Annotated in this window: 11 protein-coding genes; 1 reads left to right on the forward strand and 10 read right to left on the reverse strand. The window is 42.5% G+C overall.

Translation table 11 applies throughout. The features are described 5' to 3' along the window. Nucleotides 1-39 precede the first annotated feature (39 nt). The 10 genes from VS868_RS05140 to VS868_RS05185 all read right to left on the reverse strand — a co-directional run bounded on the left by VS868_RS05140 (nt 40) and on the right by VS868_RS05185 (nt 14,474). Nucleotides 40-1,365, reverse strand: coding sequence for a cytochrome P450 (locus VS868_RS05140; RefSeq protein ID WP_345599412.1), 1,326 nt, complete (start codon nt 1,363-1,365; stop codon nt 40-42). Between the two features lie 62 nt (nt 1,366-1,427). After that, nucleotides 1,428-2,450 (reverse strand): Holliday junction branch migration DNA helicase RuvB, encoded by a 1,023-nt coding sequence (gene ruvB / locus VS868_RS05145; protein WP_266068397.1) that lies wholly within the window; start codon nt 2,448-2,450, stop codon nt 1,428-1,430. 82 nt (nt 2,451-2,532) lie between these two features. Beyond that, nucleotides 2,533-4,350 (reverse strand): cbb3-type cytochrome c oxidase subunit I, encoded by a 1,818-nt coding sequence (locus tag VS868_RS05150; RefSeq protein ID WP_266068396.1) that lies wholly within the window; start codon nt 4,348-4,350, stop codon nt 2,533-2,535. 21 nt (nt 4,351-4,371) lie between these two features. Beyond that, nucleotides 4,372-5,499 (reverse strand): cytochrome c oxidase subunit II transmembrane domain-containing protein, encoded by a 1,128-nt coding sequence (locus tag VS868_RS05155; protein WP_266068395.1) that lies wholly within the window; start codon nt 5,497-5,499, stop codon nt 4,372-4,374. 26 nt (nt 5,500-5,525) lie between these two features. Continuing rightward, a complete protein-coding gene (locus VS868_RS05160; protein WP_345599413.1) occupies nt 5,526-6,917 on the reverse strand; it encodes a quinol:cytochrome C oxidoreductase in 1,392 nt (463 codons plus the stop codon). 27 nt (nt 6,918-6,944) lie between these two features. Further along, nucleotides 6,945-7,631 carry a cytochrome c gene (locus tag VS868_RS05165; protein ID WP_345599414.1) on the reverse strand — a complete coding sequence of 229 codons (687 nt, stop codon included), beginning with the start codon at nt 7,629-7,631 and terminating at the stop codon, nt 6,945-6,947. Between the two features lie 5 nt (nt 7,632-7,636). Continuing rightward, nucleotides 7,637-8,164 carry a DUF3341 domain-containing protein gene (locus VS868_RS05170; protein ID WP_266068390.1) on the reverse strand — a complete coding sequence of 176 codons (528 nt, stop codon included), beginning with the start codon at nt 8,162-8,164 and terminating at the stop codon, nt 7,637-7,639. A gap of 2 nt (nt 8,165-8,166) precedes the next feature. Continuing rightward, nucleotides 8,167-9,960 carry an NrfD/PsrC family molybdoenzyme membrane anchor subunit gene (gene nrfD, locus VS868_RS05175; RefSeq protein ID WP_266068389.1) on the reverse strand — a complete coding sequence of 598 codons (1,794 nt, stop codon included), beginning with the start codon at nt 9,958-9,960 and terminating at the stop codon, nt 8,167-8,169. 33 nt (nt 9,961-9,993) lie between these two features. Beyond that, entirely contained in the window at nt 9,994-13,071 is a 3,078-nt protein-coding gene (locus VS868_RS05180) for a TAT-variant-translocated molybdopterin oxidoreductase (protein WP_266068388.1), read from the reverse strand. Between the two features lie 23 nt (nt 13,072-13,094). After that, a complete protein-coding gene (locus tag VS868_RS05185; protein ID WP_345599415.1) occupies nt 13,095-14,474 on the reverse strand; it encodes a c-type cytochrome in 1,380 nt (459 codons plus the stop codon). A gap of 216 nt (nt 14,475-14,690) precedes the next feature. On the opposite strand from VS868_RS05185, the gene VS868_RS05190 reads away from it, so the two are divergent. Further along, nucleotides 14,691-15,077, forward strand: a complete 387-nt coding sequence (locus tag VS868_RS05190; RefSeq protein WP_345599416.1) for an SPOR domain-containing protein — start codon at nt 14,691-14,693, stop codon at nt 15,075-15,077. Nucleotides 15,078-15,304 lie beyond the last annotated feature (227 nt).

Consider the following 15,304-nt stretch of genomic DNA (forward strand, 5'->3'; position numbering starts at 1 on the left):
AAAATTATGAGGTGCCAAAAATAGCATTTTTGGAAGGGATTATTTCCGAAGCTTAAACTGAAGTACTGCGTTTTTTGGTTTAAGGGTGATGAGCGGCTGAATTTCGATTTCTCCCGTGCCGGCCTCAATTTTGTACCTGGAAACCAGTTCGGCTACTGTCATTACCATTTCATACATAGCAAAATTATTCCCGATGCATTTTCGCGGGCCTGCACCAAACGGAAAATAGTTGGCGTATTTTCCTTCAAGAAATCTTTCAGGTAAAAACTTCTCTGGCTCTTCCCATAGGTCTGGATGCCGATGGATCTCATAGATCGAAAACAGGAGGCTCGTACCTGCAGGAAAAGATTTCCCTTCGTATTCATCGTCTTCAAGATTTACCCGGTCAATAAAATATACTGGCGGATACAGCCTCATCCCCTCCTCTACGACTGCCTGGGTGTAACGACAGTTTCTCAGGAATTCCATAAGCTCTCCTGAATTTTCTTTAGCGGCTTTTACTTCAGCAAAGATCTTCTCCTGAATTTCAGGATTTCTGGCCAGCAGCTGCGTAATAAAAGTGAGCGCGTTTGAAGTGGTTTCATGGCCGGCAGTGAACAGGATGAGGATCTCGTCAACCAGCTGCTTGTGGCTCATGGCATTTCCGTCTTCGTAGCGGGCATCGAGCAGCATATCGAGCAGGTCGTCTTCCCGTTTTTCACTTTGCTTTCGCTCTTCAATAAGGCGGGTGAGGATCTGCCTTGCTTCGTTGGTAAGGTCCAGGTGCTGCTTAATCTTTCCAAACCATTTAAAGTACCAGCTCAGGTACGGCTGCCTCAACTCCCGAACAAGCATTTTTTGAGCCGCCTCTGTAATGTACTGCAACCTGTTGATCTCCTGCTGCCCCACGGCACTGCTAAAAAGGGATTTTACCACAGTTTGAAAAGCCAGATCGTTGAACACCGGAAAAATATCCATAGGGGCATTCGTTCTTATCTTGTTTAGCTCCACAGTGATTGCAGCCTGAACTTTATCTAACAGCCCCGCTAATTGCTTTTTGTGAAAAGCAGGCTGAATGAGCTTACGCTGTTTTTTCCAAAGCTCTCCTTCGGCAGTAAGCAGACCCTGACCGAGATATTTTGCCATATCCTGAGTCTGGATCTCGGACTTCTTGTAATTCCGTTGATTCTTCTGAAGCACGTATTCGGCAAAACCTGAGTCGCGGGAAAAAATGATCTTGCGACCAAAACCAATGTTCAACCTGAAGGTATCTCCATATTTCTGAAAATTCTGGTTATGAAAGGGCAACGGATTTTTCAATATGCCGGCTGCACTTTTATAGAATTCAAGTCTGGAAACTGTTGGTATACCCCTGGTGTCTTTCATGTTTTTGGATCTCTGGCAGACCTCACAGGTTTTAGAAGCCTGTGAGGTCTAAAATGCCAATCTTAAAATAATCCGCCCTGGATACCGCCTCTTACTCTTCCGAGGTGTTTATAGGCTGCTTCTGTGACTTCCCTCCCCCGGGGTGTCCGTTGAATGAACCCCTGTTGAATAAGGAAAGGCTCGTAAACTTCTTCAATAGTCTCTGCGCTTTCGCTCACTGCGGTTGCAAGGGTGGTGATGCCCACGGGGCCACCTTTAAACTTGTCGATAATAGTGGTGAGGATCTTATTATCCATTTCGTCCAGCCCGTGAGCATCTACATTTAGGGCTTTAAGGCTGTACTTAGCAATTTCAATATCTATTTTCCCATTGCCTTTTATTTGCGCAAAATCGCGTACCCTTCGTAAAAGGGCATTTGCGATACGCGGTGTCCCACGGCTACGGCCGGCAATTTCGATAGCAGCTTCCATAGAAATTGGAACTTTTAGAATATGCGCACTTCGTTGAACAATATCAGAAAGCAATTCGGTGGTGTAGTATTCGAGTCGACTGGAGATCCCAAAACGTGCCCGCATTGGCGCGGTGAGTAATCCGCTACGTGTGGTTGCACCTATTAGCGTAAAGGGATTTAAATTGATTTGTACAGAACGGGCGTTTGGACCTGTTTCGATCATGATATCGATACGGTAGTCTTCCATAGCCGAATAGAGGTATTCTTCCACTACGGCACTAAGGCGATGGATCTCATCTATGAATAATACATCCCTTTCATCGAGATTGGTAAGCAAACCTGCAAGATCACCGGGCTTATCGAGCACAGGGCCTGAAGTTACTTTTATACCCACGCCAAGCTCATTGGCCAGAATGTGTGCTAAAGTAGTTTTACCAAGCCCCGGAGGACCATGAAACAAGGTGTGATCAAGAGCTTCCCCACGTTGATTGGCAGCTTCAACAAAAACCTTCAGATTATCCAATACCTGATCCTGGCCTGCAAAATCATCAAATTCGAGAGGCCGTAAAGCTCTTTCGATGTCAAGTTCTTCCGAAGAAAAATTTTCACCGGTGGGATCAAGGTTTTCGTTCATGCTCATCACGTTTGGAACAAAGATAAAAGAAAAAGCCTTTTCATTAGATGAAAAGGCTTTGTAGTATTAAAGAAGGGAAAGCTTAATGATTAAGCTCTTCTTCCCCTTTTTGAAGCGGTACGTTTTGTGGGGCGAAGTCCTGCCCTGCAATCACATACTCACCATTTTCATTTGTTTTACTGTAATCGTAAGCCCAACGGTAAACGTGTGGAATCTCACCAGGCCAGTTTCCGTGGATAGGTTCAACAGGAGTAGTCCACTCAAGTGAATTGGAATTCCATGGGTTGGCAGTAGCTTTTTTCCCGGCAACTATAGAATGGATAAAGTTGTAAAGGAATACCAACTGTACCAGTGCAGTTACTATAGCGAACACAGTGATCAATACATTCACCTCTAAAAGGTCATCAAAGTATGGGAAAGCAGTGTTGTCATAATATCTACGTGGTAGACCTGCCATACCTACAAAGTGCATTGGGAAGAATACCCCATAAGCCCCTATAATAGTGATCCAGAAATGGATGTACCCGAGGTTCTTGTTCATCATACGCCCAAACATTTTTGGGAACCAGTGGTAGATACCTGCGAACATTCCGTAGAGGGCAGAAATACCCATCACCAGGTGGAAGTGAGCCACAACGAAGTAAGTATCGTGCACGTTAATATCAAGAGTACTATCTCCAAGAACGATCCCGGTTAGACCTCCTGTAATGAAGGTAGAAACGAAACCAATAGAGAACAGCATTGAAGGGTTCATTTGCAGGTTCCCTTTCCAGATCGTGGTGATCCAGTTAAAGGCTTTTACTGCGGAAGGAATTGCGATCAATAAAGTTGTAAAGGTAAACACCGAACCAAGGAACGGGTTCATACCCGATACGAACATGTGGTGCCCCCAAACGATTGTTGAAAGAAAGGCAATACCCAAAATAGACGCGATCATTGCACGGTATCCAAAAATGGGTTTTCTGGAGTTGGTTGCCAGGATCTCTGAAGCGATACCCATGGCAGGAAGAATAACAATATATACTTCAGGGTGCCCAAGGAACCAGAAAAGGTGTTCAAAAAGAATAGGCGAACCACCCTGGTAGTGCAGCACTTCTCCTCCAATGTAAATATCACTAAGGAAGAAAGAAGTTCCGAAGCTCCTATCCATAATAAGCATCAAAGCTGCCGATAACAGCACCGGGAAAGAAACTACTCCAATAATAGCAGTAACAAAAAGCGCCCAAATAGTTAAAGGCAAACGTGTCATAGACATTCCCTTAGTTCTAAGGTTAATGACTGTAACAATATAATTTAGTGAACCTAAAAGAGATGAAGCGATGAAAATTGCCATAGATATTAACCACAGCGTCATACCAAGACCAGAACCACCAATAGCTTGCGGCAATGCACTTAGGGGCGGATAAATTGTCCACCCGGCTGAAGCAGGGCCCGATTCAATAAACAAAGAGCTAAGCATGATAATACAGGAAAGAAAGAACAGCCAGTAAGACAGCATGTTCATAAATCCTGAAGCCATATCACGGGCTCCAATTTGAAGCGGGATCAACAGGTTACTAAAAGTTCCACTAAGCCCCTGTGTAAGTACAAAGAATACCATGATGGTACCGTGGATAGTTACAAGTGCAAGATAGATCTCCTGACTCATAACACCATCTGGAGCCCATTTGCCCAGAAAGATCTCAAATATTTTAAATGATTCAGCCGGCCATGCAAGCTGCATACGGAAGAAGATGGACATTGCAATTCCAATAATCCCCATAAAAAGCGCAGTGAAAAGGTATTGCTTTGCAATAACCTTATGATCCATGCTGAATATATATTTCGTAAAGAAATTACCCTCATGGTGATGATCATCATGAGCGTGTTCATTAACCGGTACTTGTCCTACTGCTGACATATTTCTTTATTCTTAACTTAATTAATTTTCTACCTGTGCAAGTTCGCTCCCACTATTCTTTTCAACCTGCCTGCCTGCAGTTGCAGCTTCCATGGTTTCAGAATATTTCTTTTGTTCTGCCATCCAGGTATTGAATTCTTCTTCAGTTTCTACAACTACTTTCATTTGCATGTTGTAGTGTGCCACACCACAAATCTTATTACACAAGAGGTAATATTCAAATTGATCATAATCGCTTAAAGGCTCTTCACCCAATGCAGCCAGCTCGGCGCTTTTCTCCCTCCTGATCTCGTTAATATAAGCGACCTTGTCTCTCATATATTCGGTTTCATTGATCTCATCGGTCGTTACAGTTGGTGTAAACGAAAACTGAGTGATCATACCCGGCACTACGTTCATTTGGGCTCTAAAGTGAGGGAAGTAAGCAGAGTGCAATACATCCTGAGATCTCATTTTAAAAAGCACAGGCCTGTTTACCGGAAGGTGGATCTCTGCAGTGATAACATCATCCATAGCATATGGATCACTTTCGTCAACCCCCATAGTGTTAGCCCCTTCAATAAAGCGAACATTTGCTTTACCAAGTACATTATCCTGCCCGGCGTAACGTGCCTGCCAGCTAAACTGCTTGGCGTAAAGTTCAATTACGATAGGATCATCTTCTTCATCCACATCCATAATATCACTCCAGGTAAATAATCCGTAGATAATCAAACCGGCCAATACGATTACCGGGATAATAGTCCATACAAATTCCAGTTTATCGTTATCGGCAAAGAAAAGTGCCTTCTGTCCTTTCTTACCTTTGTATTTAAAGGCAAAATAGTGAAGAAGACCCTGGGTGATAACCTGTACGAACATGATCACAGCCATGGTGATCAACAACAGGTTATCATAATCTGCTCCATGTTCTGAAGAAGCTGCAGGTAAAGCCCTGTCGCTAAAGTTCCAGAAGTTATAAAGCATAAAAAGATAAAATGCGATACCAAAGGCAAGCATAAGGTTACCCTGTGTTCTGTTATCCTTATCACTTGCGATCTCTGATGAATCGATAGAATTAGTATTCCTCGACAATTGGAAGATCCTGGAAAGTTGCCAGATAGTTATCGCAAATAATGCTACTACTATTATGATTAAAAATACTGTCATTTTATAGTTTCTCTTTTAACAATCTTTTAATAATGATAATGCTCACTCTCCTTGATGAAAGGATTGCCCTTTGCAAGCAGTGGTGCTTTTGTTAGAGCGCTAAATACCACAAAAATAAATAATCCTCCAAAAAATGCCAGGGCACTAAGCTCAGGAATACCAATGAACCATGATTCTCCCACGGTTGCAGGCATTACCATCACAAAGATATCCAGGTAATGACCCAGTAAGATAATTATTCCTGTCATTACCACAAACCAGTTCACTCTTTTGAAATCGCTGTTCATAAGCAAGAGCAAAGGAAACAGGAAGTTTAATACTACCATACCAAAAAACACCAATCCGTAATCTTCTATACGCGCCACGTAATAGGTAACCTCTTCCGGAATGTTAGAATACCAGATAAGCAAGAACTGTGAGAACCAAAGGTAAGTCCAGAAAATACTGATCCCGAACATGAATTTGGCCAGGTCATGAATGTGGCTGTCATTAACGAATGGCAAATAGTTGCGTGATTTAAGGTAAATAGTAACCAAAGCGATCACGGTAATTCCCGAAACAAACATACTGGAGAAAACATACCATCCAAAAAGGGTACTAAACCAGTGTGGATCTAAACTCATAATCCAGTCCCATGACATCATTGATTCTGTAACAATAAAGAATACAAGGAATCCGGCAGCCAATTTAAAGTTCTTTTTATACCAGGTAATACCTGTAGCCTCGTCCTGTTTTCTTGAATTTCTGGTTAGAAGATGTCTAAACAATACCCACCCTCCAATATAAATTAAAGCTCTTATCAGGAAAAACGGAACATTAAGATAGGATTGTTTATTCTGAATAATCTCATCGTGTGCAACAACTTCCGGATCCATCCATATAAACAAATGGTTAAAATGAAAAGATGAAAGCGCCAGTAAAATGAACATAATAACCCCACCAGGTAGCAAATATGCAGTGATCCCTTCCATTACTCTGAAAAGTACAGGAGACCATCCTGCCTGGGCTGCAAATTGTACTGCGTAAAACGCGAGTACCCCAAGTGCTATCATAAAGAAGAAGAAAGCAGCCACGTATAACGCTGCCCAGGGCTTGTTCTGAAGCTGATGTAGAATATGCTCCAGGTGCACTAACTCGGCATCTTCGGCCATTTTGTGTACCTCTTCATCTGTACGATCGGTTTCTACTTTATGTTCAGAAGGCACATAGTCAAACCCTCTGGCATCATCTTCCAACTCATCTTCAGTTTGCCCGGTTAAAGGCATTTCAACCATTTCTCCATGACCATCATGTGCTACAAGCTCCCTCACATCTTCAATAGTAGAAGGAACGGCGAAGAATCCGTAGACAAGGCCTAAGAGACCAACAACCATGAGGATAATGGAAAATAATTTTAATTTACTGGATAGCGTGTACATATTGTATAATATCTAATGCTGTTATTCTTAGTTTTCGTCAATTGGTTCTCCTTCGGCTTCGTTCTGCTTAACATCCATAGTCTGCTCGGCATTTACAGGCGGCATAAGATTCTCCTCAGGCTCAGTTCCGGGTGCAGCTTCAAACGCTCTTTCAGGCCCTCCTTCAAGATCATTCTTAAGCTTCATAACATAATGAGTGATCAACCAGCGCTCTTCAATAGAAGTTTGTGAGGCATACGACCCCATGGCGTTAAGCCCGTAATATTGCACGTGGTATACACTACCTTCTGTAATGGCTCTCCCCACATCGGAATAATTAGGGATACCAAGGAATTTCTCACGCTGTACAAGTATACCTTTTCCATCTCCCTTATCACCATGACAAACTGCACAATAAATAGTATATAGGGCTTTTCCTGCAGCAAGATTATCTTCGGTGTATGGCAGCGGATTTTCCAATTCGGTTTTGGCAGTAGCATAACCTTCGGGAGAATTCTCATATTCGTAAGGTTTCCACCCTCTTGATACCGTTCCCTCTACGGGAAGTTTCGCCTCCTGTTCATTAACAAAAACTTCGTAAGCTCCATATGGTTCATAGCTTACAGTCTCGTACATATTTGGCATATACTGGTAATTGGGTTTAGAGTTCTCTACACAGGAAACCACCGTTACCGCTAAAATGAAAAATATGGATCTTTTAAATAAACTTTTCATTGGGTTTATTTCTTATCTATTAGTTTAATTTCAGAAGCACCGGTGTTGAACAAAAATCCGGTTAGCTCCTCTGCATCATGGCTCCCAACTACAACTTCCATAAGGAAATGATCATCGGTGGTTCTACTATCAGGGTTCTCTGCTTTCTTGAATGGCCACAGTTTACTTCTCATAAAGAAGGTAAACACCATAAGGTGGGCAGCAAAAAACACTGTTAATTCAAACATAATAGGAACAAAAGAAGGCATATTTTGAATAAAGCTGAAACTCGGCTTTCCTCCAATATCCATTGGCCAGTCTTCAATCATGATGAAATTCATCATAGCTGCTGCTACAGACAATCCAATGATCCCATAAAGAAAGGCAGTAATTGCCAGTCTGGTTGGCGCCAACCCCATCGCTTTATCTAGCCCGTGAACCGGAAAAGGCGTATAGATTTGCCCAATGCTGTAGCGAGCCTCCCTTACTTGCCTTACAGCCTGTAAAAGCAAGTCGTCATCTGTATAAAGAGCGTGTATAACTTTAGATGCCATTCTTATTTACTTTTTAGTTCGTTTGCCTGTTGGTTCCAGTCCCCTCTGTTATCGGCAGTAGGGAAGTTCTCTATTACCCTGTCAAGTAAGGTATAATCTTCAAAGGAAAGATTACTAACCTGTGCATAAGTATATATCCCTACCTGATGTAAGCGCTGTTCCATAACCGGGCCTACACCGTTAAGCTTTTGAAGGTCATCGGCAGATTCTGTTCCGGGGTCAAAAATGCCAATTCTGTGTAACATTTCATCAATTTTATCCCGATCGATTTCAGAATTTGTTAGTCCTTCAGTATGGGTAGTTGGTTCATGCTCCCGCTTTGCCTCAAATTCCCCCCTCTTTATCCAACCTTCAGCTTTATTAACAGCAGGCTCTTTTCCTACAGGGTTTGGGTTTACGTGATCAACATGATCTCCATGTTCGGCTCTTAATTTCTTATAACGGTCACCCGAAGCTTTAAGAATTGTCTTCACCTCTGCCTGTGCAATTACAGGGAATGTTCTGGCATAAAGCAGGAACAACACGAAGAAGAATCCAATAGTTCCAATAAAGATCCCAATATCTACAAAAGTTGGGGAGAACATGGTCCAGGAAGAAGGCAGGTAATCTCTGTGCAGTGAAGTCACAATAATTACGAAACGTTCAAACCACATCCCGATGTTTACAACAATAGAGATAAAGAAAGAGAACATGATGCTGGTACGTAATTTTTTGAACCACATGAACTGTGGCGAGAACACATTACAGGTCATCATAGACCAGTAAGCCCACCAGTAAGGTCCTGTAGCCCTGTTAAGGAAAGCATACTGTTCGTATTCCACACCCGAGTACCAGGCCATAAATAATTCCGTGATATAAGCAACACCAACAATAGAACCTGTGATCATGATCACGATGTTCATAAGCTCTATGTGCTGAATGGTAATATAGTCTTCAAGATTTGAAACCTTTCTCATGATAATAAGCAAGGTGTTCACCATTGCAAAACCTGAGAAGATCGCACCCGCAACAAAGTAAGGCGGGAAAATAGTAGTATGCCATCCCGGAATTACCGATGTAGCAAAGTCAAAAGATACGATGGTATGCACCGAAAGTACAAGAGGGGTAGCCAAACCTGCCAAAACAAGCGACACTTCTTCAAAACGCTGCCAGTCTTTAGCACGCCCACTCCATCCAAAACTTAAAATTCCGTAGATATGTTTCTGAAATGGTTTTACAGCCCTGTCTCTAATCATTGCAAAATCTGGAAGCAATCCTGTCCACCAGAAAACAAGCGATACAGAAAGATAGGTAGAGATTGCAAAAACGTCCCAAAGTAGCGGTGAGTTAAAGTTTACCCATAGAGAACCAAACTGGTTTGGAATAGGAAGTACCCAATATGCAAGCCATGGGCGCCCCATGTGAATGATAGGGAACAACCCTGCCTGTACTACCGAGAAGATGGTCATAGCTTCGGCAGAACGGTTAATTGCCATTCTCCATTTTTGACGGAAAAGTAATAGAACCGCCGAAATAAGTGTACCGGCGTGACCAATACCTACCCACCATACAAAGTTAGTGATATCCCAGGCCCAACCAACGGTCCTGTTTAATCCCCAGGTTCCAATTCCTGTTGAAACGGTATAGATAATACAACCTAATCCCCATAGAAAAGCGACAAGTGCAATAGAGAAAACTATCCACCATGATTTGTTAGCTCGTCCTTCAACAGGCGCAGCAACATCGACCGTTACATCATGATAGGTCTTATCGCCAAGTACTAAAGGCTTTCGAATAGGTGCTTCGTAATGAGACATATGCTTTTTATAATTAATTCTTTAACTGTTTATTTATGCTTCAGATGTATTGCGAACCTTTGTCTGGTACATTACATTAGGTTTGGTCCCTACATATTCCAGCGCGTGATACATACGGTCATCTTCACTCAATGCTGCTATCTTGCTGGATTCGTCATTAACATCTCCAAAAACAATAGCTCCTTTATCACATGCTGAAGAACAGGCTGTCTGGAATTCTCCATCCTCTATCGCCCTACCTTCACGCTTGGCATCAAGAATAGTTTTTTGAGTACGCTGAATACAGAAAGAACATTTCTCCATAACACCTCTGGAACGTACTGTAACGTCTGGGTTCAACACCATACGACCAAGGTCGTTGTTCATGTTGTAATCAAACTCGTCATTCTTGTTGTAAAGGAACCAGTTGAACCTTCTCACTTTATACGGACAGTTGTTTGCACAGTAACGTGTACCCACACATCTATTGTAGATCATTTGGTTTTGCCCCTGGCGCCCGTGCATAGTAGCAGCAACAGGACAAACAGTTTCACAGGGAGCATGGTTACAATGCTGACATAACATTGGCTGGAAAACAACCTGTGGATTATCTGAAGCAATTTCCATTTCTCCAAACTGAGACAGGGAATCACCCAAACCGCTCATATTCTCCTTCTTCTCAATATCCTGCTCAAAAGTCTCTTCTGAAGAATAGTAACGGTCAATACGCAACCAGTGCATATCACGGTACTTTCTCACCTCTTCTTTACCAACTACAGGAACGTTGTTCTCGGCGTGACATGCAATCACACATGCCCCACAACCTGTACAGGCATTAAGATCTATAGACATTTTAAAGTGGTGACCTACAGAGCGGTCAAAACCATCCCAAAGGTCAACATCTGGTGATGTAACAGGTGTCTCTACGTGGTTAAGAGAAACTTCGGGCATATTATTCCACACGTGAGAATCTTTAGTATTAAAGATCTCGAGCGTAGTTTCCTTTATAATATCATTCCTACCCATAAGAGTAGTATGCAACTGCAAACACGCAAATTCATGCACTCCTGCAGCTTTTTCTATAACAACTTTTTGGTGAGCGTTAAAATCCTGGTAAAGAGGATAAGCATTCACCCCAACCTGCATTTCCTTCTGGACACCTTCTTTTTTACCATAACCCAACGCTAAAGAAACAACTCCCTTAGCCTGACCCGGCTGAATGAAAACAGGCACTCTCTCAAGCACAGCATCTCCAACCTTAAGGTTTACGTAACTTCCATTAAGCGCCCCATTAGATACATGTTCATTTTCAAGACCAAGCTCTTCGGCATCGGCTTTCGAAATTTTAAGATAGTTATCCCAGGAAGCTCTTGTAATTGGATCTGGCAATTCCTGCAACCATGGGTTGTTAGCCTGGTTTCCAGATCCTAAAGCCACAGATGTGTAAAGTTCAAGTTCAAGACCTTCACCCTGCGCGGCAGAAAGATTTCTAACAGCTGCATTCTCGTCAAAAGAAACGGAAGTTGCAGTTTGATCGGCTCCCACTTCAGTAGTAAAAGGAGAAGTCCCTTCAAAAACTCCGTCGTGAAGCGCATCAATCCAGGAACCGGCGCCCATAGCCCCTTCCCAGGTCTGTTTTAAATAATCTGCGTATGAAATATTATTATCAGTCCATCTTAGGAGCACATCCTGGAACTGACTTGTGTCAAAAAGAGGTCTGATAGTTGGCTGCATCAACCCAAATTTTTGAGTTGTAAATTCTACATCCCCCCAACTTTCAAGATAGTGAGGTGTGGCAGCAACATAATCTGAAAGGAGCGCCGTCTCATCATTTTTCATTGAGAAGCTAACCTTAAGGTCAACATTAGCCATTCCTTTAGCAAATTCATCTGCAAACGGTAAGCTGTAAGCAGGATTAACTCCGGCAATAAGAATAGCTCCCACCTGTCCGGCCTGCATATCGGCTACTAATTGCTTAACAGCAGCAGCATTACCCTGGCGCAGCATTCTCGGGCTTGCGGTATTCATCACTCCACTACCAAGAGCTTCGTTTATTGAAAGCGCAAGTGCCTGTGCATCTACATCAGGAATTCCTGTAACCACTACGGCACCGCTTCCTGCTTTACGCAGCTGTCTTGCAGCTTTAACAAGTGCATCATCAATATGCGCAGGCAAATTACTGGTAGAAGCACCACCTGTCACATACCCGTGAAGAGCAGCGAGTGCAGCCTTTTGCTGAGAAAGCGTTAAGGTTACCCTCCTGTCGGCATTGGCACCACTAAGCGTGAAATTTGATTCAAACTGAACGTGTCTGGACATTTTTCCATTCTTCGGAATACGTCCTTTTGCATAAGCAGCATCATAGCCACCACCTGCCCAGTCACCCAGGAAGTCAGCCCCAATAGAAACAATGACTTCAGCTTTAGCGAAATCATAGCTCGGAAGAGCTCTACGACCATAACGTGCCTGGAAAGCTTCAAGTGCAGCATCTTCAGAAACTGTATCATAAACAACGTGACGTACATTCCCATACTTCTGTGAAAACTCACTGATGAGCTTAGAAGTAGAAGGGCTGGCGAAAGTTTGGGTCAATAAAACTATCTCCCCATTTACGTTGTTCAGCTTCTCTTTTACTTCCCGGTCAAATTGCTCCCAGGAAACAACTTCTCCATTGGCCAATGGCCTTTGAAGCCTTTTATTATCATATAAAGAAAGAACAGATGCATGCACCCTCGCATTGGCACCCGTTGTTCCCATAGTATTCTGCTCAATTTTTATAGGACGACCTTCACGTGTCTTTACAAGAACACTTGAAAAATCAAATCCATCAGCCATAGTAGTAGCATAGTAATTTGCTACCCCCGGCACAATCCTTTCTGGCTGCACTACATAAGGAATAGACTTCATTACCGGCCCTTCACAGGCAGCAAGAGAAGCCGCTGCAGTACTAAAACCAACGTACTTCAAAAAGTCTCTCCTGGAAGTAGTTGAACTTTCGAGAGTCTCTTTGTTACCCAAAAATTCATCTGTAGGTATTTCTTCTACAAATTCTTTTTGGCTGTGCGTCTCAACAATTGAGCTGGATTCCTTCAGCTCTTCAACACTTTTCCAGTATTTCTTGTTTGATGACATATGCTTACTTTCTACTTTTTAAATTAATAATGGCACTTGGCACATTCAATTCCACCCATTTGGGCAACAGTTAATTCCTCTACCCCATATTTTTTAGAAAGCTCTTCATGAACTTTCTCGTAATATTCATTCCCCGCAGTACGCACGTTTGTCTCACGGTGACAATTCACACACCATCCCATAGTAAGAGGTGCGTTTTGGTACATAATCTCCATTTCCTCAACAGGACCGTGACAGATTTGACAAGCTATCCCGCCAACTTCCACGTGCTGTGAGTGATTAAAGTATGCAAAATCGGGAAGGTTGTGAATCCTTATCCATTTTACCGGCTCGGTTTCTCCCGTATAAGCCTGCTGCGAAACATCCCAGCCTACGGCATCGTATAGCTTGGCAATTTCACCATCATAGAATTCTTTAGAGTACTCTTCAGTAGCGGTAGCCTCAGCCACTTCGCTAATAGATTTATGACAGTTCATACAAACATTCAATGAAGGTATTCCTGATGTTTTAGACACCCTGGCCGAACTGTGACAGAACTTACACTCAATCTGGTTATCACCGGCATGAATTCTGTGTGAAAAGTGAATTGGCTGAATTGGCTGATAACCTTTGTCAACACCAACCTGCATCATCCAGCCATACGCGAAGTAAGACCCAACAAGAACAAGTATAACAGCAGTCACTATAACCAGGAACTGGTTTTCAACAAAAGATTTCCAGATTGGTTTTGCTCTTTTTTCCTTTACGGGCAATTCAACCCCACTGGCAACAGCAAACCTCCTCAACGTCTTATTCACGAGGTAAAGGATCACCAGCAACATTAAGAGAACGAAAGCAAGGATTCCAAGAAGAATATCTGTAGAAACCCCTCCACCTCCTTGTGCGGCATCACCAGAAGCAGCTGTTCCCGCCTGTTGCTCCTGCGGCACTGCCTTTGGCGCATTTACATAAGCCAGGATATTATCAATATCACTATCACTTAATTGTGGAAAAGGAGGCATCGCTACCTGGTTGAACTCATTAAAGATCTCAACAGCCTGCTCATCTCCAGATGCAATCAAAGCCTGAGAATTTTTAATCCAGCTATGCAGCCACTCGGTATCCCTTCTATCCCCCACACCTCTAAGTGCCGGACCAATAGAGTTACCATCAAGTTTGTGACAGGCAGCACAGAGCGTGTTAAAAAGCTCTTTCCCTGCAGCTTCATCCCCACCCGAGGTTGGCGCCTCCACATTAGATTCCTGAGGCCCCTGAACAGTTTCCTGCCTATCGGCTTCATCTGTAGAGAGCGGTGAATCCTGAGGTGCTTCCTGCGCTAAAAGGAGAGTATTAAAAGAGAAAAACAGGGATACACTAAAAAATACTATTCGAGCTGCTGAATGGCGGTATTTCACCTTTTTCATATTATAAGTTGAATTAACGTCTTATTTGGTATGATTTTTAGTATAATTAAAACGTGATTATTGTCATGTTTTAGCCACTAAAAATTTACCGACAAAAGTAATACTTAAGTTCGATTTGAAAGGATAGCCAAATAATTTATAACTATTCTAAATAAGTGTTAACAGCAGAATTGATCTGTAAAGTTATACTTTTGTATTTCAGAAAAGTAGTAAGAAATGTTCAGAAAAAATAAAATAATACTCACTACCGCACTAATTATCGGAGCAGTAGCAGCCACAACGGCTCAGGAAGGACAGGTACGCATTAACCAGAATGAAACCATACCCGCACTTTTAGAGAAAAAAACCGAAATGGTTCAGGATGGGATTATTGGAGAACGTTACAGAATACAACTATTTTCGGGAGATAATAACCAGGCCAGCAAAGTGATCAAAGAATATCGCACCCTCTTTCCCGAGTGGTCATCTACCATAGTGTTTGAGACCCCAAACTACAAAGTATGGATAGGAAACTTCAGGAATAGCCTGGAAGCCGACAGGGCCTTGCTGCAAATAAAAAAATCTTTTCCGGCAGCCTTTAGGTTTAGACCGGAAAAGAGATAATAAACTTCAGTAAAAAAAATTTCTTCGGAAGAATTTCAGAAGCCATTGAGAGTAGCTATTCACCATCCGAAGCTACTTTATATACTTAATTTTCCATCGTAAAAATTGAATTATTCAAAAATAAGGTGCCAAAAATGGCATTTTTGGAGCGTCTTTACCTGGAATAATGCAGGACCGGAGCGGGCATTTCAAAAACTGCCGGAAATTTGAAAAGCATTTATTGAATC

This window comes from Salinimicrobium sp. 3283s, from assembly GCF_039602225.1.
In the GTDB taxonomy this organism is placed as follows: Bacteria; Bacteroidota; Bacteroidia; order Flavobacteriales; family Flavobacteriaceae; genus Salinimicrobium; species Salinimicrobium profundisediminis.